The organism is Haloechinothrix salitolerans (assembly GCF_042662605.1).
Lineage (GTDB): Bacteria > Actinomycetota > Actinomycetes > Mycobacteriales > Pseudonocardiaceae > Haloechinothrix_A > Haloechinothrix_A salitolerans.
In genome coordinates this window covers 2,609,987-2,629,888 of record NZ_JBHSXX010000001.1, presented here as the reverse complement: position 1 = coordinate 2,629,888, position 19,902 = coordinate 2,609,987, and the positions used below count along the sequence as shown (strand labels likewise).

Here is a 19,902-nt window from a genome sequence, read left to right as displayed (position 1 = left end):
GGAGACGTGACGGTGACGCATTCGAAGTATGACCAACACAGCCCGCCCGAGGGCGACTGGCGCCGCGAGTACTGGCGCAAGAACCTGCGGCTCATGGTGATCCTGCTGAGCATCTGGTTCCTCGTGTCGTTCGGGTGCGGCATCTTGTTCGTCGAGCAGCTGAACAAGATCGAGATCGCGGGCTTCCCGCTCGGCTTCTGGTTCGCCCAGCAAGGCTCGATCTACACGTTCCTGGTGCTCATCCTCATCTACGCCGTCCGGATGGACCGACTCGACGACGAGTACGGCGTCAGCGAGCGCAACGGGGACGGTGATCGCCTGTGAGCGAGATCCAGCTCTGGACGACGATCTTCATCGTCCTGTCCTTCGGCGTCTACATCTACATCGCCTGGCGCAGCCGGGTGAGCGAGACCGAGAGCTTCTACGTCGCCAAGCACGGCGTGCCGACAGTAGCCAACGGCGCGGCGATCGCGGCGGACTGGATGTCGGCCGCGTCGTTCATCTCGATGGCGGGCCTGCTGGCGTTCCTCGGTTCCGACGGCTCGGTGTATCTGATGGGCTGGACGGGCGGCTACGTGCTGCTCGCCATGCTGATCGCCCCTTACCTGCGGAAATGGGGCAAGTACACGGTGCCGGAGTTCGTCGGTGAGCGCTACAACGAGACGGTGCGCACCGTGGCGGCGGCCGCGGCGATCATCATCTCGTTCACCTACGTCGTGGGCCAGATGAACGGTGGCGGCATCGTATTCAGCCGCTTCCTTGGCATCGGTCTCACCGGTGGTGTGCTGATCGCGGCGGGCATCATCTTCATCTACGCGGTGCTCGGCGGCATGAAGGGCATCACGTGGACCCAGGTGGCGCAGTACACCGTGCTGATCATCGCCTACCTGATCCCCGCGGTGGCGGTCGCGCAGCAGGTGACAGGGTTCCCGATCCCGCAGGTGTCGTTCGGCACGATCCTGGACGAGCTGAACGCCATCGGCACCGAGATGGGCCTCGAGCAGTACACCGAGGCGTTCGCCCAGCAGCCGATGATCAACATGTTCCTGGTGACGCTGGCGCTGATGATCGGTACCGCCGGTCTGCCGCACGTGATCATCCGGTTCTACACCACCCGCACCGTGCGGGGGTCGCGCCACTCGGCGTTCTGGGCCCTGCTGTTCATCGCCATCCTCTACACCACCGCTCCGGCGGTCGGCGCGTTCACGAAGCTAAACCTGCTGGAAGGCGTCAAGGGAACCGCGGTGGACGCGCTGCCCCAGTGGATCAACAACTGGGCGCAGACCGGGCTGGTCAGCATCTCCCCGGACGCGGACACGATCAACTCGGTCAGCAACAGCGCCGCGGACGGGGCCGATCTGACGATCAACAACGACATCCTGGTGCTGGCCTCACCTGAGATCGCGGGCCTGCCCGCACCGATCATCGGCCTGGTCGCGGCAGGCGGTATGGCGGCGGCGCTGTCCACAGCGGCCGGTCTGCTGTTGGTGATCTCGTCGTCGGTGTCGCACGACTTCTACTTCCGCCGGATCCGCAAGCAGGCCGACGACTACGAGCGGTTGCTCGTCGGCCGCATCGCGATGGCACTCGCGGTGGTCGTGGCGATCGTCGCGGGCATCAACCCGCCGGCGTTCGTGGCGGAAGTGGTGGCGTTCGCGTTCGGCATGGCCGCGTCCAGCTTCTTCCCAGCCATCGTGCTCGGGATCTTCTGGAAGCGGTGCAACGCGAAGGGCGCCGCGGCAGGCATCGTCGTCGGCCTCGGGTTCACGATCACGTACATGATCTGGACACTCGACGTGTTCGGGACGACGGCGCACGACTACATCCTCGACATCAGCCCGCAGGGCATCGGTGCCGTGGGTGCGGCGGTCAACTTCATCGTGGCGATCATTGTCTCGAAGCTGACCTCGCCACCGCCGAAGCACATCGAGGAGATGGTCGAGAACATCCGGTACCCGTCCGTGACCGCACAGTCCGGCTCCCCCACCGCATCGGCGGGTGAGGCCGGGCGCTCGGAAGGAGGCGCATCCTAGGTCGACTCAGTCAGCGGGGCCGCGTCCTGATGGGCGCGGCCCTGCTCGACGTCGCGGTCAGTCCGCTGTTCGTCTGGTCGACGTTCACCGGGGTGCTGGCCGCGGAGCTCGGCGTGCCGGAGCCGTCGCTGAGTGTCGTGTTCGCCGTGGGGTTGGCGTGCTTTACCGTCGGTGTGCTGGTCGGTGGTCGGCTGGCGGACGGCTTGCCGCCTCGGGTTCTGGCGCTGGGTACGGCTGTCGGGGTCGTGGCGGGGCTGGTGCTGTGCGCGGAGGCGTCGTCGGTGCCGGTGCTGCTTGAGGGGCTGTTGATCTTCCGGACAGCGAACCCACTAGGGTTTTTGTTCGGAAGAGAGGAAGCCAGTGTCAAAGAATCGTCGGTCGTTTACTCCTGAGTTCAAGGAGGAGGCGGCGAAAATGGTGGTCGAGACGGGCCGCCCGGTGGCGTCGGTCGCGCGGGAGAACGGGCTGAACGAGCAAACGCTTCGTAACTGGGTGAACGACTACCGGAAGGCTCATGCTGCGGACGAGCCACCATTGACCGTGTCGGAGCGCGCGCGGCTGCGTGAGCTGGAGAAGGAAGTCCGTGAGCTACGGATGGAGAAGGAGTTCCTGGGAAAAGCCGCAGCCTTCTTCGCGAGCGAGTATCGGTGAACGAGAGGTACGAGTTCATCGAGGTGGAGAAGGGCGCAGTGACCGATACTGGCGAGAAAAAGTACACAGTGACCAAAATGTGCGAATGGTTGGGTGTGTCGAAGTCGGGATTCTATGAATGGCGTTGTCGGCCCAAGTGCGCGACGGCGCAGCGTCGCGCCTACCTGGCTCCGTTGATCACGAAGGTTTTCGACGATTCGGATGAGACCTACGGTCACCGGCGCGTCCACGCCCAGCTGCAGCGCCAGGGTGAGCGGTGCACCCCTGAGCTGATCCGCAGCATCATGCGTGAGCTGGGGCTCGAGCCTTGCCAGCCCCGTCCGTGGCGACTCGGCCTGACTGAGCCGTCTGCCAGCTTGCTGCCCGACCTCGTTGGCCGCGACTTCGCCGCATCCGCGCCCGGCGAGAAGATGGTTGGCGATATTACCTATATCCCTACGTGGGAGGGCTGGGTTTATCTCGCGACGGTCATCGACTGTCATACGAAGGGCGTTATCGGGTGGGCGATGGACGATAATTACCAGACGCCTCTCATCGAGAAGGCGATTCGCATGGCCGTACGCAACTATCCTATCGCACGCGGGGCGATATTCCACTCCGACCGTGGCAGCAATTACACTTCCGCCCAGTTTGCCAGCACGCTCCGATCATTGGGCATCAGGCAATCGGTCGGACGCACGGGAATATGCTATGACAATTCGATGGCCGAATCGTTTTTTGGTGCCCTGAAGAACGAGCGGGTTCACCGAGTGATCTACTCCACCCGAAAGAGGGCCAGGACAGATATTGCTGCCTATATCGAACTTAGATATAATAGTCGACGTCTCCATTCGGGACTCGACTATAAGGCCCCAAATGAGGTCTACAACGAGTACCTGAACCGGCAGCAAGCGGCATGAATTGACCCACTAAACAGCTGTCCGGAAAGATCGAGGCCGCTCAGCTGCTCGGATTCGGTGTGGTGCTCGGGCTGGCGACCGGGGTTGGGTATGGCACGGCGGTACGAGTCGCGGGGACGGTGGGTGGTCCTGGCGCTGATGGTGCCGGTTCTGGCACTAGCGGCTCTGTCCGTAGCCATGGTCGGCGTCGCAACCACGCCCGGCGCGGCCGCGCGGTGGCGCTGGTGGTCAGCGCCTATGCGGCGGGCGCGGTGATCCTGGCTCCAATCGCCGACTGGCTGTTGGGTGCGGTCGGGCGCGAGGGGACGTTCATGGTCCTCGCGTCGGGGCTGGGGCTCGTGCTGCTCGGGGCGGCTGCGCTGCTGCCGGGTACCAGTGCCGCAGTGCCTGGTCACGGCGCCTCGACCGATTCCGCCGCTCCTGTCCCGCACGGGTTCGCTCGTGCGGTGCCTGCGCTGTGGGCGTTGTTCAGCCTCGGCAGCTTGCCCGCGCTGGTGGCGTTCGCGCACGCGGGCGCGTTCGCCGGTGATCCCGCGCTCGTCGTGACGGCTGTCGCGCTGCTTAATGCGGGAAACGTGATCGGACGGCTGGCGGCCGGACCGCTGGACGACGTCATCGGCTATCCGGCGGCATTGCACGGCACAGCGTTGCTCCTGCTCGCCGCGTTGCTGGCGCTGTTGCCGGAGGGACTACCGGTGTTGGCGCTACCCGCGTTGTTCGCGCTAGGCGCGCAGTACGGAGCGCTATCGGTGCTCACGCCTGTGGCCACTGCCGACGCCGTACCGGCTGCGCGGTTCGGCACCAGCTACGGCGTGGTGTTCAGCGGCTGGGGCGTCGCCGGGCTGGCGGGACCGATCACGGCGGCCGTGCTCGCGTCACACGCCGGGCAGCAGGCGGTTGTCGCGGCACTCACCGTAGTGGGGATCCTGGCATGGGCTGCAGTGCTGTGGGTGACGCCGAGCCGACGTTCTCGGCATAGGCGTCGGCTATGGGCAACTGAATGGCTATCGATACAGCTCGGCCGATGTTCTGACGGCGCCTGAGCCCAGCGGGATTTGTGTGCGGTGGAACTTTCGCTTCGCCGGGCGGGTTGTCGTAGGAAACGGACAAACGACGGTTGATCGGGCGCGTATCGCGCAATCTCCCCGGCGAAGGTGGGACGGTCTTCCCTCGCGTGCGCTCTTAGAGTGGTGTCCAGCCGCCGTCGACACAGATGGTTTGTCCGGTGATGAAGGCGCTGTCGGGGCTGAGGAGGAAGCTGACGACGTTGGCGATGTCGTTGGCCTGGCCGCGGCGTCGCAGGATTTGTTTGTCGAAGACGGTGGCTTGTACGGCGTCTTGGTCCGGGAACGCTTCGAGTTCTTCCTCGGTTTGGATGGCGCCGGGCAGTACGCAGTTCACGCGGATCCCTCGGTCGCCGAGTTCCTGGGCCAGGGGTGTGGGCTGCCCCGTGTTTTCCGGACTGGTGAGTTTGTGTCCTTTTATGCCGCGAACTGCTGATTCAGGTATTCGTTGCGGACTTCGTGCGGAGTTTTGTATCCCAGTGCTGAATGGATTCGTCGCCGATTGTAGTGAAGTTCGATATAGCGGGCAATATCAGTCGAAGCCCTTTTTCGTGTGGGATACACCATATGATGAACGCGCTCGTTTTTGAGGCTGGCGAAGAACGACTCGGCGAGCGCGTTATCCCAACAAATCCCGGTGCGACCGAGGGAATGTCGCAAATCGAGTTCATCCAGTTTCGCGCGATATTCGGCCGATGTATATTGGGTGCCGCGATCGCTGTGCATAATACAGCCCGACTCAAGCGTGTGATTTCGTGCGGCCATGTCGAGGGCGTCGGTGACCAATTCGGTGCGCATGTGATCGGCCATCGCGTAGCCGATGACCTCGTTGTTGAAACAATCAATCACGGTCGCCAAATACAGCCAGCCCTGCCAGGTGGAAATGAACGTGATGTCGCCGACCAGCTTGGCCCCGGGCCGGTTGGCGGTGAAGTTCCGCTCGACCAGATCTGGCACGCCGTCGGGCTGTTCAGCGCTGCGGACGGTGGTGGTGCGGTACGGCTTCAGCTGCACCGTGACCAGGCCCATCTCGCGCATGAGTTGGCGGACCGTCTCGTCATCGACCCGCTCACCAGCACGGACGAGCTCGGCATGGATCCGCCGGTAACCGTAGGTGCCGCCGAAGAGGTCAAACAGTGTCTCAATCTTGGTCTTGAGCAGTTCGCGGCGCCGCTCGGTCGCCGACGGCGGCCGGCGAAACCACTCGTAGTAGCCCGATTTCGACACATCCAGCCACGCCAGCATCTGCGTCAGGGTGGGAGCGTCCGCCACATTATGGCCCTTGTTGTGCGCGTACTCGGCGGCGATGAACTCGTACTTCTCGCTCACCGCTGCTCCCTCGCAAAGTACGCTGCCGCTTTTTTCAAAAAGGACAGTTCCATCTCCTGCTCGCGCACCCGGCGACGCAGTTCGGCGAGTTCGGCACGCTCAGACAATTCCAGCGGCGGCTCGTCCCCGGCGTGATCCTCGCGGTATTTCTTCACCCAATTAGCTAGGGTCGTTTCCCCGAGACCGTACTCGCGAGCGACCTCAGCGATCGGACGCTGCCCTTCCACAACCAGCTTCGCCGCCTGCTCACGAAATTCAGGCGTGTACTTCTGATACTTCCTTGCCACGAACCAACATCCCTTCCAGAACGGACCCTATGCGGTCCACAGTCCGGGAAATAACGGGCACCCCAATCGGGTGAAGCCGAGCAGACCTGCTTTGGTGGTGGCGTAGTGCAGCGCGTTGGGCGCGCCGAGCCGGGCGAGGACGCTGCTGATGGTGACGATGCCACCGGACGTGCCACCCCGCGTGCCGTGTGCGCTGCCACCCGCGCTGCCACCGGACATCGGGGTGTTGGATGTCGAGCCGCGGGACGCGTCACCGGTCGTCGTGGTGGTGCCGAAGGCCCTGCGGGTACAGAGGAAGGCGCCTTTGAGGTTGACGTTGGTGATGTGGTCCCAGGTCGCTTCGGTGATGTCGGTCCACGGCTCGCGTGCGGTCGCGGCGGCGTTGAGCACCAGCGCGGTGACACGTCCCAGGTCGTGCTCGCAGCGGGTGAACAACTCGTCGACCGCGCTCGCGTCGCTGATATCGGCGGGATACACGGCCGCGTGGCCACCGGCGTGCTCGATCTCGGCGGCGACATGCTTGGCGGCCGAGAGCATGGCCTCGTCCGGGTAGCTGTTGATCGCGACCGCCATGCCATCGGCGGCGAGCCTGCGCGCGGTGGCGGCACCGATCCCGCGCGACGCGCCGGTCACCAGCGCCACACCAGCAGGCCACCGCCCGCGCACCGCGTCCTGCCCGTTCGCCGTGCTCGGTCCGCGCGTCGTGTCTCGGCCGTTCATCGCGGGTCTCCGGTGAAGCGGTGCGGTAGGCGGCCTCGCGCGGGGACGTCGACGGCATACACCAGGCCGCCGCCGGGTGCGTTGTCGTGGGCGGCACTGGTGATGTACAGCGTCGACAGGTCGTCACCGCCGAACACGCAGCTGGTCGGATACCGGGTCGGCACCCGCACGATCCCGGTCGTCTCCCCGGTGCCGGGGTCGATCCGCCAGACCTCGCCACGCCCCCAGATCGCGAGCCAAATGTCACCATCGGCGTCGACCGTGAGCCCGTCGGGCAACCCGTCGGCGGCGGGCAGCGAACACACCACCCTGCCCGCGCCGAGCCCACCAGAGGAGACGTCGCAGTCCCACGCGGTCAGCGTCCCGGCGCCGGTGTCGACGTGATACAACACCTCCCCCGACGGGGACCAGTCCAGACCGTTGGACATCCCCAGCCCCGTCAGCTGCGTGGTGACCTCGGTGCCGTCGAACCGAAACAACGCCCCACGGCCGCTGGCGTCCCGCACCGCCGAACCAGCCCACAACGCACCACCGGCATCGACCGCACCGTCATTCATCGTGATGGTCTCGTCGTGCACGGTCCGGACCAGCTCCTCAACCCGACCGGTCGCCGGATCAAGCGTGCCGAACCCAGACCGGGTCACCGCCGCCAAAACCGCACCCGGTCCCGGCTCGATCGCCGTGACCGCCCCCGACAACGCCACACTGGTCTCGGTGCCATCCAACACCAGCGTGAACAACCGGCACCCCGCCACATCCAGCCACCGCAACCCCACACCCGCAACCCACAACGGCGACTCACCCAACTCAGCCACCTGGGGTGCCCGTTATTTCCCGGACTGTGGACCGCATAGGGTCCGTTCTGGAAGGGATGTTGGTTCGTGGCAAGGAAGTATCAGAAGTACACGCCTGAATTTCGTGAGCAGGCGGCGAAGCTGGTTGTGGAAGGGCAGCGTCCGATCGCTGAGGTCGCTCGCGAGTACGGTCTCGGGGAAACGACCCTAGCTAATTGGGTGAAGAAATACCGCGAGGATCACGCCGGGGACGAGCCGCCGCTGGAATTGTCTGAGCGTGCCGAACTCGCCGAACTGCGTCGCCGGGTGCGCGAGCAGGAGATGGAACTGTCCTTTTTGAAAAAAGCGGCAGCGTACTTTGCGAGGGAGCAGCGGTGAGCGAGAAGTACGAGTTCATCGCCGCCGAGTACGCGCACAACAAGGGCCATAATGTGGCGGACGCTCCCACCCTGACGCAGATGCTGGCGTGGCTGGATGTGTCGAAATCGGGCTACTACGAGTGGTTTCGCCGGCCGCCGTCGGCGACCGAGCGGCGCCGCGAACTGCTCAAGACCAAGATTGAGACACTGTTTGACCTCTTCGGCGGCACCTACGGTTACCGGCGGATCCATGCCGAGCTCGTCCGTGCTGGTGAGCGGGTCGATGACGAGACGGTCCGCCAACTCATGCGCGAGATGGGCCTGGTCACGGTGCAGCTGAAGCCGTACCGCACCACCACCGTCCGCAGCGCTGAACAGCCCGACGGCGTGCCAGATCTGGTCGAGCGGAACTTCACCGCCAACCGGCCCGGGGCCAAGCTGGTCGGCGACATCACGTTCATTTCCACCTGGCAGGGCTGGCTGTATTTGGCGACCGTGATTGATTGTTTCAACAACGAGGTCATCGGCTACGCGATGGCCGATCACATGCGCACCGAATTGGTCACCGACGCCCTCGACATGGCCGCACGAAATCACACGCTTGAGTCGGGCTGTATTATGCACAGCGATCGCGGCACCCAATATACATCGGCCGAATATCGCGCGAAACTGGATGAACTCGATTTGCGACATTCCCTCGGTCGCACCGGGATTTGTTGGGATAACGCGCTCGCCGAGTCGTTCTTCGCCAGCCTCAAAAACGAGCGCGTTCATCATATGGTGTATCCCACACGAAAAAGGGCTTCGACTGATATTGCCCGCTATATCGAACTTCACTACAATCGGCGACGAATCCATTCAGCACTGGGATACAAAACTCCGCACGAAGTCCGCAACGAATACCTGAATCAGCAGTTCGCGGCATAAAAGGACACAAACTCACCAGTCCGGAAAACACGGGGCAGCCCAACCGACCCACTCACCACCGACGCCGACAGCCCAAACACAGAGGTCTCGCTCATCGGTGCAAGGTTGGCAATCCGCGACGAGGCGATAACAGCGTCTCGCTATGCCGCAGTCGAAACAATACAAGGTCACCGGCAGGACTTGGCCACAGATTCAGAGCGTAAACAGCGCCCTACGGCATTCGCCGTGCGTTTGTCGAGAATCGTGAACGGATAGTTTTCTCTTCTGCGCCCTAGTGGCGCGCGGATCTGGCGAGCTCACGAAAGGGCAGTGTTCACCATCAGACGGATATGTGTCTTTACCGGTTCACGTGCCGACTACGGCTCACTGGTACCTGTTATGACAGCCCTTCGCGACGATGCCGACGTCGATCTGAAGCTGCTCGTCGCCGGCGGCCATCTGGTGCCGGCGCAGGGCTACACACTGGACCAGGTGACCAAAGACGGCTTCGTCGCCGACGAAGTCGTCGACATGGTGCTGGCCAACGACACACCGAACGCCGTCGCGAAGTCGTTCGGTCTTGGTGCCATCGGATTCGCCGACGCGCTCGAGCGACTCGATCCCGACCTTCTGGTCCTTCTCGGCGACCGCTATGAGGCGCTAGCGGTCGCGGTCTGCGCGATGTTGCGGCTGCTTCCCGTGGCTCATCTTGCTGGTGGCGACGTCACCGAGGGGTCGACGGACGATCCGGTTCGTCACGCCATCACGAAGATGTCCCACGTGCACTTCACCGCTTCTGAGGACATGCGTCGACGTGTCATTCAGCTAGGGGAACACCCCGACACTGTGTTCAACACCGGTGCGCCAACGATTGATTCAGTCGTGAACGCGCCGCTCATCGGGCGCGATGCCTGGGCGTCCATCTACGGCCGCGAACTCACCGAGCCGACCATCGTGGTCACGTATCACCCGGTCACCGCCAACCCGGACGCGAGTCACGAAGGCCTGGTCGCTCTCCTCGATGCACTCGAACACTTCCCTGACGCCGCTGTGGTCTTCACCGGCACGAACGTGGATCAGGGCGGCAATTCCCTCGCGAAGCTGATCGATGATTACGTCGCTAACCATCCACGGCAAGCGATCCTGGTTCCCTCGCTCGGAAAGCTGCCTTACCTGAGTCTTATCCACCATGCGAACGTCGTGGTCGGTAACTCGTCCAGTGGTCTCACAGAGACGCCAGCGCTTCATACAGCGACCGTGAACATTGGATCGCGCCAGGAAGGCAGACCACGAGCCGAGTCGGTGATCGACTGTGGTGAGACGGCTGCCGACGTGCGCGCCGCGATCGACCGAGCGCTTTCCGTCGAGCTGCAGGAACGTGCACAGCACGCCCAGTCACCGTATGGCGATGGCAAGGCAACGAACCGGATCGTCGAGGTCCTTAAGAAGGTCGATCTCGACTCGCTGGTCCCGAAGCGGTTCTTCGATCTGCCAACTGCGTTTTCCGCGAGTGGCGACGCCGAGGCGTGAACGGAACGGGATTCAGAGGCTGCTGCACCACTTGTCGACGCGGCTCGCCACATCGTCCACGGTGATCAGTGGCACGCGTGCGTCGTCGGCTTCGAATCGCGCGAGGTCCTTCCAACCCGCCCCGGTGAGCACGAGAACGGGACGGTCGGTGGGCTGCAGACGTCCACGATCAACGTCGTGGAACACGGCCGCGAGGGACGCCGCCGATGCGGGCTCGACGAAGACGCCTTCGGTCTTGGCGAGCAGGCGTTGCGCCTCGAGGATCGCGGCGTCGTCCGGTGCCGTCCCCCAGCCGCCGGACGTCTCGACTGCGGTGGCGGCGAGCGTGCCGTCCGGTGGGTGCGGCAACTGCAGCGCGGAGATGTCGCTGTCACAGCGAGACATCGCTGGCGCGTCGCTGGTTCCGTCGAGGAAGGCGACGATCGGCGCGCATCCGGACGGTTGGCAGGCGATCACCTTCGCGGGCATGTCGCGATGTAGCAGCCCCCGGGCGATCGCGGACAGCAGTCCGCCGCCGCCCGTCGGGACGTACACATGGGTGGCGTCCGGGGTTTGCTCCGCGAGCTCGTATCCGATGGTGTCGACTCCGCGCATCCCAGACGGGTTGAACGCGTGTGCGGTGATGCCAAGGAACAGGTTCTGCTGCTCCGCTGCCAGGCGGACCTGCTCCATGAGCGCGGTGGCCACCCGAGCTGTTCCCTCGCGACCAACGCCATCAATGCTGACGACCTCGACGGCGTACGGCAGCAGCGCCAGGCGTTTCTCCTGCGGCGCGGTTGCGACCATGCAGAGGAAGCCGGACATGCCCGCGCGCGTGCCGTAGGCGGCCATCGACAGCCCGGCGTTGCCGGATGAGGTGCCGATCCAGCCCGGGTGGCCGTGCTGCAGTGCCAAGGAGAGCGACATCGCGGCAATCCGGTCCTTATAGGACCCGGTTGGGTTTTGCGACTCCATCTTGGCCGACAACCGTCGTAGCCCCAGACGCTTGGCTAACACCGACAGTTCGATGCAGGGAGTGTCACCTTCACCGAGACTGACGAACCGCTCCACGGTGGGCAAGTCCGCGGCGAATCGGCACAAGCCCCCGGATGCCATGGGCTACTCCTGCCGAGGCGTGAGGTCAGCCAGCACGAACAAGACGTCATCGGCCAGAGTGCGGGCCTGCCTGCGGAGGAACATGACCATACCGGGGCGAGGTGCGCGCACGGCCTCGAGCAAGTGGCCCTGGTAGTCGTAGCATCGGCCGATCTCGTCGTCGACGTCTACGATGTCGCCAGCGTTCACGGCGCTCACGAAGAGGCTGTCGCGCTTCGCTTGCATCCCGGCATCCAGGTCGCCAGACCCGTACACCCATCGCGTTTCCTTCCTGTCATCGGTGCACTGGGCATTCGGGAGCATGTCCAGGTCAGCGAGCACCGCGAGGACACCGGACACATACGTGTCGAGTTCGTGTTGCCGGATGCTGCCGCCGCCGGAACACTCGGCGTAGATCGCGGGGAGGCCGAGTTCGGCTGCGACGGACAGGCTGCGCCCCGGTGATGGGTCCGTATGCGCCCAGATCAGCGGGGTGCCGAACGCTTCCGCAGCCCGCCGCGACTGGTCGGCTGCCTCGACGTCGCTGACGAACCCGCACATGAGCGGCATGCGGTAGCGCAGGCCAGCTGAATGAAGATCGACCAGCAGATCGGCGCCTCTGATGAGGTGGCTGGTGATGTCGGCGGCGAGGTGGTGGGTGGGTCCATCGCCTGTGCCGGGGAAGCACCGTGCGAGGTTCTCCCCGTCGAGTGGGCTCATCCGGCTCTGCGCTGCCCAGGCCATGGGATTCGCCGTCGCGACAGCGTGGACAGTGCCGGTCAGCTCGGACGCCCGCAGCTCGTCCAGTACTCGCAGGACCGCAAGCACGCCTTCGTCTTCGTCGCCGTGGACACCGCCGAGGAGGGAGACTGTCGGTCCAGAGCGGTGCCCCCGCAACGTGATGATGGTGACACCGCTGGGCAGCGCGATTCGCTCCTGCGTTGGCTTGCCGGAGAAAGTCGCCACCATGGTGATTATGGTGAAATGGCTATTTTACTATGGCAACTACTGTTCGGTGCAGATATGTAGCAGCCGAGCGTCCTCGGTTTGCCGCGACCGTGATTTCGTACCCCCAGCGCGCCCACGATGTCGTCCAGCGGTTTCAGCTGTCGTAATCTTGCCTGCGTGGATCTGCTGCGCGGCGCGTTCGGTGCGACTGACCCGGCGTGGGATATCGCCGTGACGCACGCGCTGCTGCGGCGAGTCGGTGCCGCTCCCGCCGGCGCCGTGTCCCCCGTTCCCGACACTGTGTCGCCGGGTGCGGTGCTCCGGGTCTATCGGCCGCAGTCGCGGGTGGTGGCCTTCGGGAGGCGCGATACCCGTCGACCCGGGTTCCACACCGCGGTGGACGCCGCTCGAGCGGCCGGATTTACGCCGGTCGTACGCCCGCAAGGCGGACGTGCCGTTGCCTACACCGAGAACTCGCTGGTCGTCGACCACATCCATCCGCACAGCGACACGCTCGGCGGCATGGACGAACGGTTCGCCACCTACGGCAAGCTCTGGGCGCAGGTGCTGTCCGAGTTCGGGATCGACGCTCGCGTTGGCGAGGTTCCTGGCGAGTACTGCCCTGGCGCGTACAGCGTCAACGCACGTGGCGTGGTGAAGCTTGTCGGGACCGCACAGCGGGTCATCAAAGGTGCGTGGCTGTTCAGCGCGGTCGCGATTCATAATGATGCCGAAGTGCTGCGTGCGGTGCTTCCCGATGTCTACCGTGCACTCGATCTGCCGTTCGACGTCGCCTCCGTCGGCTCGATACGGGACGAGCTGCCTGAGCTGTCGCTTGACCGGCTGGAAACGGCGGTCTTGGCCGAGTACGGCACGCACGATGAACTGGCGGCGACCAGCTTGGACGCCGAGACCACTCGCCTCGCCCACGCGCTCATCGATGACCATCGGATTCTTTGAGCGTCAGACATTTACTGCTGGCGGCCAAGTGACCATAAAGCAACCGTCCAGATGACCACGCACCTAGCGGCCAAGTGACCACGCCAATGCCGTCCAGGTGACCACGGCACAGCGATCGTTTCGGCATACCGTTGCCATGGCGACGTCAAACAAGCTGGTCAGGCGCCGAGAGTCGTCGCCAACTCCTCGCTAGCTTTCGCACCCGATCCCATCGCCGTCCGCGTCGAAACCGTGCGGATCACCTTCCTGTACACGGAAGTTGCGCTCAGGGATCTCACCGCAGTCCTTGTCAGGTGGGTAGGGATAGCTCACGACTCCCGGGGCCGGTTGCGGTTCAGGCGCTGGCTGAGGCTGTGGCTCGGGTTCGGGCTGCGGCTTAGGTTCGGGCTTCGGCGTGTACTTCCGTGCGCCAAAGTGCGAGCATGCGCCCCACAGTCCCGCATCACGCGATTTCGCTTTGCGTCCGGCTTCGCTGATTTGCTTCCAGTGAAGGTCGTTTGGCTGGTGCAACACAGCCTTCGCGTGGCCACTCGCGACCATCTTGAGGTTCACGAAAACACCGTTGTCGTTCCACAAGTACAGAAGATGACGCCCGTGCTGGTCACGCAGCTCCTCATCCCGCTGAACCCAGACCGTGCTGCCGGGCGGCACCAGGTTCTTCAGGTGGGAGGTCGCCTTGGGGCCATAGCACTGCACCGGCTTACTAGGGTGCTTAGTCTCAGGTGTATCGATCTCAAGCAGCTGCACATCGACCTGCGCACTACTGGGTAGAGGTCCCCGTCCATTAGTCGCGGCAAGCTTCAACGTGTCGCCATCAACGATGCGACGTACCTTTGCCTCCTGAACGTCCGACGGGACATTCGCTGGTGCACCAGCCGGCCGTGTGTTCTTCTCCACTTCCGAGGTCGTGGTTGGTGTCGTCGTCTCGGAAGGCGTGGACGTGCTTGCTGTCGGGGTGCCAGATGTTTCATCCGATGTTTCCGGCGACAAAACAGCGGCTACAAGTACCCAAGCGACGACAGACAGACCGATCGCGCGTCCAGGATGTGGACGGCTCGCGTACCACTGACGCACCGGACTGTCCTTGACGAACGCCATGATTACGACGAGGACAGTTCCGAGTAGGAAGAGTCCGAACACAACCACCATATGGCGTAATCTCCCTTTAAAGTCATGTGTGCCGCATATGCCGCACTAGTTGCATCGAATGTCGCGTGATCCCCGTCACAGCCCTGCAGCATTCGATGTCGACTCGTTACTGCTCCGCTAGCGAGTGGTGAGCCTGCGTAGTAGTGGTCACGGAGCGACAGCGAGCTAGAGATCAGGGATCCACAAGAGGTTGCCCGCATTGACCGGCCGAGCAGTCGAGCTCATTACGCGCAGTCTGATGGACATGCGCGAGTCGGTCGCCATAGGCAAAGACCTAGCCTGGTTCGTTTGCACTAGGTATTTCACTGAATAGACTCTCACGGACAGCTGGTCAGGTGAGGTGAGAGTCGATGTCGGCGTGCTGTGGTCCGCGCACGGAGGGCGGCGCGGTGGCGGAGCGGACGCGCAACAGCCCCGCGCTCCCGTTCACGCCACCGGAGCGCAGCCGCGCCGACGTCGTGCGTGGAATGGTCCGCATCCCCGGCGGGGCGTTCCGCATGGGCGGCGACGACCCGGACGCCTTCCCCGACGACGGCGAAGGCCCGATCCGCACCGTCACACTGTCGCCGTTCCTTTTCGATGCCACCACGGTCACCAATCGGCAGTTCGCGACCTTCGTCAAGGCGACAGGCTACGAGACGGACGCGGAGCGGTTCGGCTGGTCGTTCGTGTTCCACTTGCTCGTCGGCCCCGAGCAGCGCCCACACCTGATGGACGCCGTCGTGCCCGGCGCGCCGTGGTGGCGGGCAATCTCCGGCGCGACCTGGCGCACTCCGGAAGGCCCAGGGACGTCGAACGCGCACCGCCCGCAACATCCCGTAGTACATGTGTCCTGGCACGACGCCGCCGCCTACGCTGCGTGGGCTGGCAAACGCCTGCCCACGGAGGCGGAGTGGGAACGCGCCGCACGAGGCGGTCTCGACCAGGCACGATTCGCCTGGGGCGACGAGCTGATCCCGAAGAACCGATGGCGCTGCAACATCTGGCAGGGCGGCGTTCCCGCGCACAACAGCGAGGAGGACGGCTACCTCGGCACCGCACCGGTGAAGTCGTACCCGCCTAACGGCTACGGGCTCTACGAGGTGGCGGGCAACGTGTGGGAGTGGTGCGCCGACCGCTGGAGCGCCACCTGGCATGCCGACGAGTGCCCCGAGACGCGGATCGACCCGCCCGGCCCGCCTGACGGCGACGAACATGTCGTTCGAGGCGGCAGCTTCCTCTGCCACGACTCGTACTGCAACCGCTACCGCGTCGCGGCCCGCACCCACAACACCCCGGACAGTTCAGCGAGCAACACCGGCTTCCGGTGCGTGGCGGACGTCGACAGCTGACGGGGCGGGTAGCCACGGCGCCGCGCCTCCGTCACAGTGGCCCCGGTCCGGCTGACGGCGATCATGGGCGTTGTGTCATCCGACCCGGAGGCTGCGATCGATGGACCATCAAGCGCGAGGTCCGTCGTGTCGAACGGGCGGCTGTCATGCCATTTGATTGATCCGGACCAGCGTGACGCGCGTGTCGGCAGCCACAAGACGCATCTCGCGCGCACCAAAAAGTACGCCGAGATCCCGAGATGCTGCCCAAGTGACGGCCATTTGATTACCCGCTGGCGGTCGTGAAACTTCACCGACCGCACACGGGATGACACGACGACCATTCACATCCCGCAAGGCGGGCCACCCCGCGTCCGTGGGTAGTACATCACGGCGACCAGCGGGACTTTGCCCCATCCCGTATCATCCCAGCGTTCGCGGCACGCGGTGCGGTGCGCTATCACCTCGTCACTGCGCGGATCATCCCCCGCGCCTGCGGGGAGCACCTGCTCAACTCGATCGAGGTGCAGGCGGAGGACGGATCATCCCCGCGCGTGCGGGGAGCACATCGATACCTGGCCCACGGCTCGAGCGTCGCGGGGATCATCCCCGCGCGTGCGGGGAGCACTGGCCGTTCAGCGGGCCAACGATCGGCTTGTTGGGATCATCCCCGCGCGCGCGGGGAGCACTTCTCGAAGTCGTCGTTCTTGGAGTGGAATGCCGGATCATCCCCGCACGTGCGGGGAGCACTCGGCGATGTCGCGCGCCCAGGTGGTGATGGTGGTGATGGTGGGATCATCCCCGCGCGTGCGGGGAGCACCGCAGCAGCATTGTCAGCTTGCCGGGGAATCGCGGATCATCCCCGCGCGTGCGGGGAGCACGGTGGCCGCAACATCAACGGCACCCCACGGGAAGCGGATCATCCCCGCGCGTGCGGGGAGCACTCGCCGTTGAACCGCCGAAGACATGGGCGGGAGGGATCATCCCCGCGCGTGCGGGGAGCACTCCACACGACAGTCGTGTCGGAAAGCGGCTGCGGATCATCCCCGCGCGTGCGGGGAGCACGTCAAGCTGAACGGCGATCGGGAACGTGGTGAGGGATCATCCCCGCGCGTGCGGGGAGCACGGGTTCGACTTCTGGGGCATGATCGCCGAAAACGGATCATCCCCGCGCGTGCGGGGAGCACACTTGTTGACCTGCATCGATTGTGTGACGTGGCTGGATTTTCATTCACTTTGGATTCACAGGCGGATAGCGCAGGCCCGCGCCATCTTGCGGAACTTCCGCCGGACCCGGCGGCGTTTCCGCACGGTCTGTTCGGGCGTCCGCCTACGGTGCTCATGTCGCCGCGTCCTTGGTTGGCTTGGCAAGCGTCAATAAGCCGCAGCCGTACGACTTCGCGCGCCCAATGCCGAATGTCAGAGATCGCCGTAGCGCGGCAGCGTCGCTGATTTCGAGGTGGCCTTCGAAGGTCGCGGTGGAAATGGTGACGCGCGATCCGTTGCGGTTGAAACGCCGTATCGCCCGGTCAACGACGGCGACGTCGGCCTCGCCTTCGCCGACGCGACTGGCAGGAATCTGGAACCCGAGACGTTCAACCCGGTCGAGCAGCCATTGCTGCTGCTGCCGAACCGTGACGTGGCCGAGTGGTTTCGTCTCGGTCCAGGTGTCGCGCCTGCCGGAGCGGACCGGGTTCGCGGTGAGACGAAACTGCCAGCGCTGGCCAGTACGCAGCGATTCCAGCAGGTTGTCGTAGGAACCGGTCCGCCACGCCTCTGTTGTGGACCACCCGGCCTGCTTGACGAGATGTGTGAGGTCAGGCTTGTCAGGGCTGGCAATGAATAACAACACCCGATGTGTGCCGTAAGTGTCGACCCGCCACAGCACCCTGCCCTCCTCGGTCGGTCGAGCGTCGGCGAACCCAGCGAGAACAGCGGCGTGCATCGCCTGCGGCGATGACAACAGGCGGCGCGCACCCCTCCGCTGCGGATTGATCTGCATCTTCGTCAGGAACATGTCATTCTCCGATCGACGGCATCGGGTCGTGCTCGGGGCGCGGCTCGGCCACGCCGTGCGGGTTCGGGATGACGACGGAACCGCGCAGAACCCGTCGCCAGCCGTACTGCCGCCGGTTGGGATCGAAGCTCAGGGGAGCGTCCCGCATCGGGTCGGCCTCGGGTTCCTCGGGCGAAGCGTCCCGCGCGGTAGCGAGCTCGACGACCCGCTCGCGATGGCGTTCCTGCTCTCCCTTGCGCGTCTGCCATTCAATCCGCTCGAACGCGGTGTCGAGGTCGTAGTCGAACACACCGACCGCGACCCGCCCTGCGGGTGGGCAGGAGCGACGACCAAGATAGAGCGGGAAGTGCGGCGCTCGCACGGCCGCATCGATGGCCTCCAGCAGCGTCCGCTCACCTTCGAGCAGGGCAAGAAACACCGCTCCAGACACGTAGTACCGGTGTGAGAGCGGTAGCGACTTCCATTCGATCGTGCCGTCGCGTTTGCGCTGCGGCCGTTGCGCCGTCTGAAAGTCCCGCATCAGCTGCCCTGGCTGGTCGATACGCACCCCGAATCGCAAGCTCAGCAAGTCTTCCAATGGGTCGGTGCGGCGTAGCCCTTTGGCGGCGGCGACCAGCCCGATGATGCCGCTCTTGGTGGGTGCCATCTCGGTGGTCCGGCGAACGAAGCGGCTACCCGAGCCCCACGCCTGCATCGGTCCGGCCAGTCGCAGCGCGACGACACTCACTGTGTCTCCCGCAGCCGGAATTCCACCAGCATTCCGAGCTCGGTGACCAGCTCGCGCAAGGTCACGTTGGCGCCGAGGTCGTCCAGTCGCTCGGTGTCGGACCCGACCCGTGTGACCCAGCTCGCTACCGGCCCCTCGTGGTAGGCGCGTTCGATCTCGGCTGCCTCGCCACACAGTGCCTCAGCCGCGAGCTTGATCCGGCCGGAGGATTCCGTTTCCCGTACCGGGTTTTCGAAGGCTCCGACGAGGTTGATCGGCTGAGTGTCACGCACTTGCACCACAGCTGCCTCGGGCAGGGTGCGGTTGGCGAACGTGTTCTGCTTGCCGGTCGGCATGGAGCGAACGAACGCTTCGAGGAACGCCTCAACGGCACGGCGTGCTGCGTCGATACTGCCGAGGTTGTCGGCAAGCCGGTTCACGTCGATCGTCGCGTACCGGTACAGCGTCGAGGAGTTGTACTCGACGGTGCCGATCATGCCTGCGCCGGTTTCCTCCTCGGGGTTGGTGTCGTCGACGGCGGTGTAGTAGTCGAACTCGGTCTCGACCGGATGCACGCTGATGGCGTGCGCCACCTGACACGCAGCGTCGACGTTGATGTCGGCCTGGTCCGCCACCATGCGGCCGAACAGCGCGATGTCCACCGAGTGACCACGGTCGGCGATGCCCTTGACGTTGGCGTCCTTGAGCGCTTTCTTGACATCGTCAGACGCGGCCGCTTCGATTGCTGCCGCTGCGAGGTTCTCGATCTGACGGCGGCTCAGGAACACCAGGTAGCTCGACTCTTCGACAGCGTCGTCGTCCCTTTTAGCGGCTGCTTTCTTCGGGACCGCCACGCCGATACCGACGAGCTTGAACGTCTCGACCGCGAGCTCCCGCGCCCGCTCAGCAAGAGCCGGTGACTGCGACGTGATCTCCTCGATAAGGAGCTCAACAATGCGCTTGGTGCGTACCCCGAGTTCGGTGCGGTCGAGGTAGGAATCGAACGCTACCCGGGTGGCCCGCTTCCACGCCTGACTGGAGACTCTGGCACGCCGTACCCCGCCGTACATCGCGGTCTTAGGGCTTCCGGTGTCGTCGCGGTTGATGTTGCTCGGCGGCACGGTCTGCAGGATGTGGACGTCAATCAGGGTGCGGCTCATCGCTGG

At 64.6% G+C, this 19,902-nt stretch carries 19 protein-coding genes and 1 CRISPR repeat array; of the genes, 9 read left to right on the top strand and 10 right to left on the bottom strand.

The annotated features are described in order from the left end of the window. The first annotated feature begins 12 nt into the window (after positions 1-12). The 5 genes from ACFQGD_RS12425 (at position 13) to ACFQGD_RS12405 (ending at position 4,626) form a co-directional block, all read left to right on the top strand. Positions 13-324 carry a DUF4212 domain-containing protein gene (locus ACFQGD_RS12425; protein ID WP_345399165.1) on the top strand — a complete coding sequence of 104 codons (312 nt, stop codon included), beginning with the start codon at positions 13-15 and terminating at the stop codon, positions 322-324. Further along, on the top strand, positions 321-2,033 hold the full coding sequence (locus tag ACFQGD_RS12420; protein ID WP_345399168.1) for a sodium:solute symporter family protein: 1,713 nt from the start codon (positions 321-323) through the stop codon (positions 2,031-2,033). The genes ACFQGD_RS12425 and ACFQGD_RS12420 overlap by 4 nt, the downstream gene beginning before the upstream one ends. A gap of 29 nt (positions 2,034-2,062) precedes the next feature. After that, positions 2,063-2,425, top strand: a complete 363-nt coding sequence (locus ACFQGD_RS12415; protein ID WP_345399171.1) for an MFS transporter — start codon at positions 2,063-2,065, stop codon at positions 2,423-2,425. Then, positions 2,394-3,583, top strand: a protein-coding gene (locus ACFQGD_RS12410; RefSeq protein ID WP_390221019.1) for an IS3 family transposase whose coding sequence is annotated in 2 segments (ribosomal slippage) — positions 2,394-2,646 and positions 2,646-3,583 — 1,191 coding nt in all. Because the reading frame shifts where the segments join, the coding sequence is not laid out codon by codon here. The genes ACFQGD_RS12415 and ACFQGD_RS12410 overlap by 32 nt, the downstream gene beginning before the upstream one ends. Positions 3,584-3,807: 224 nt before the next feature. Then, positions 3,808-4,626: an MFS transporter gene (locus ACFQGD_RS12405; protein ID WP_345398871.1), complete on the top strand. Its 819-nt coding sequence runs from the start codon at positions 3,808-3,810 to the stop codon at positions 4,624-4,626. A gap of 139 nt (positions 4,627-4,765) precedes the next feature. On the opposite strand, the gene ACFQGD_RS12400 is transcribed toward ACFQGD_RS12405, so the two are convergent. The 4 genes from ACFQGD_RS12400 to ACFQGD_RS12385 all read right to left on the bottom strand — a co-directional run bounded on the left by ACFQGD_RS12400 (position 4,766) and on the right by ACFQGD_RS12385 (position 7,798). Beyond that, the gene (locus tag ACFQGD_RS12400) at positions 4,766-5,017 is read right to left on the bottom strand and encodes an SDR family NAD(P)-dependent oxidoreductase (RefSeq protein WP_390221143.1); all 252 of its coding nucleotides are present in this window, start codon (positions 5,015-5,017) and stop codon (positions 4,766-4,768) included. A gap of 47 nt (positions 5,018-5,064) precedes the next feature. Continuing rightward, positions 5,065-6,263, bottom strand: a protein-coding gene (locus tag ACFQGD_RS12395; RefSeq protein WP_345398863.1) for an IS3 family transposase whose coding sequence is annotated in 2 segments (ribosomal slippage) — positions 5,065-6,005 and positions 6,005-6,263 — 1,200 coding nt in all. Because the reading frame shifts where the segments join, the coding sequence is not laid out codon by codon here. A 27-nt stretch (positions 6,264-6,290) separates the two neighbouring features. After that, on the bottom strand, positions 6,291-6,983 hold the full coding sequence (locus ACFQGD_RS12390) for an SDR family NAD(P)-dependent oxidoreductase (protein WP_390221046.1): 693 nt from the start codon (positions 6,981-6,983) through the stop codon (positions 6,291-6,293). Further along, positions 6,980-7,798, bottom strand: a complete 819-nt coding sequence (locus ACFQGD_RS12385) for an SMP-30/gluconolactonase/LRE family protein (RefSeq protein WP_390221045.1) — start codon at positions 7,796-7,798, stop codon at positions 6,980-6,982. The genes ACFQGD_RS12390 and ACFQGD_RS12385 overlap by 4 nt, the downstream gene beginning before the upstream one ends. A gap of 66 nt (positions 7,799-7,864) precedes the next feature. Between ACFQGD_RS12385 and ACFQGD_RS12380 the strand changes: the two genes are divergently transcribed. After that, a protein-coding gene (locus ACFQGD_RS12380; RefSeq protein WP_345398863.1) for an IS3 family transposase occupies positions 7,865-9,063 on the top strand; the annotation gives its coding sequence in 2 pieces (ribosomal slippage) (positions 7,865-8,123 and positions 8,123-9,063; 1,200 coding nt in all). Positions 9,064-9,372: 309 nt separating this feature from the next. Continuing rightward, complete coding sequence (gene neuC, locus ACFQGD_RS12375; RefSeq protein ID WP_345396135.1) at positions 9,373-10,572, top strand: UDP-N-acetylglucosamine 2-epimerase; 1,200 nt, start codon at positions 9,373-9,375, stop codon at positions 10,570-10,572. Positions 10,573-10,584: 12 nt separating this feature from the next. Here neuC and ACFQGD_RS12370 read toward each other — a convergent pair whose 3' ends face one another. Both ACFQGD_RS12370 and ACFQGD_RS12365 read right to left on the bottom strand, forming a co-directional pair. Beyond that, positions 10,585-11,667: a pyridoxal-phosphate dependent enzyme gene (locus ACFQGD_RS12370; RefSeq protein ID WP_345396137.1), complete on the bottom strand. Its 1,083-nt coding sequence runs from the start codon at positions 11,665-11,667 to the stop codon at positions 10,585-10,587. A 3-nt stretch (positions 11,668-11,670) separates the two neighbouring features. Next, entirely contained in the window at positions 11,671-12,615 is a 945-nt protein-coding gene (locus ACFQGD_RS12365) for a succinylglutamate desuccinylase/aspartoacylase family protein (protein ID WP_345396139.1), read from the bottom strand. Positions 12,616-12,771: 156 nt separating this feature from the next. On the opposite strand from ACFQGD_RS12365, the gene ACFQGD_RS12360 reads away from it, so the two are divergent. Beyond that, on the top strand, positions 12,772-13,554 hold the full coding sequence (locus ACFQGD_RS12360; RefSeq protein WP_345396142.1) for a lipoate--protein ligase family protein: 783 nt from the start codon (positions 12,772-12,774) through the stop codon (positions 13,552-13,554). Between the two features lie 189 nt (positions 13,555-13,743). On the opposite strand, the gene ACFQGD_RS12355 is transcribed toward ACFQGD_RS12360, so the two are convergent. Next, positions 13,744-14,703, bottom strand: coding sequence for a thermonuclease family protein (locus ACFQGD_RS12355; protein ID WP_345396145.1), 960 nt, complete (start codon positions 14,701-14,703; stop codon positions 13,744-13,746). Between the two features lie 350 nt (positions 14,704-15,053). On the opposite strand from ACFQGD_RS12355, the gene ACFQGD_RS12350 reads away from it, so the two are divergent. Beyond that, positions 15,054-16,034 (top strand): formylglycine-generating enzyme family protein, encoded by a 981-nt coding sequence (locus ACFQGD_RS12350; RefSeq protein ID WP_345396147.1) that lies wholly within the window; start codon positions 15,054-15,056, stop codon positions 16,032-16,034. A 518-nt stretch (positions 16,035-16,552) separates the two neighbouring features. Beyond that, positions 16,553-17,200: direct repeats of the CRISPR family, unit length 28 nt; unit sequence GGATCATCCCCGCGCGTGCGGGGAGCAC. A gap of 152 nt (positions 17,201-17,352) precedes the next feature. Here ACFQGD_RS12350 and cas6e read toward each other — a convergent pair. Genes cas6e through cas7e form a run of 3 tightly spaced genes read right to left on the bottom strand, consistent with a single transcriptional unit; the run spans position 17,353 to position 19,896 of the window. After that, positions 17,353-18,030, bottom strand: coding sequence for a type I-E CRISPR-associated protein Cas6/Cse3/CasE (gene cas6e / locus ACFQGD_RS12345; protein ID WP_345396150.1), 678 nt, complete (start codon positions 18,028-18,030; stop codon positions 17,353-17,355). 1 nt (position 18,031) lies between these two features. Then, the gene (gene cas5e, locus ACFQGD_RS12340) at positions 18,032-18,757 is read right to left on the bottom strand and encodes a type I-E CRISPR-associated protein Cas5/CasD (RefSeq protein ID WP_345396153.1); all 726 of its coding nucleotides are present in this window, start codon (positions 18,755-18,757) and stop codon (positions 18,032-18,034) included. Beyond that, positions 18,754-19,896, bottom strand: coding sequence for a type I-E CRISPR-associated protein Cas7/Cse4/CasC (cas7e, locus tag ACFQGD_RS12335; protein ID WP_345396156.1), 1,143 nt, complete (start codon positions 19,894-19,896; stop codon positions 18,754-18,756). Before cas7e ends, cas5e begins: the two co-directional genes overlap by 4 nt. Positions 19,897-19,902 lie beyond the last annotated feature (6 nt).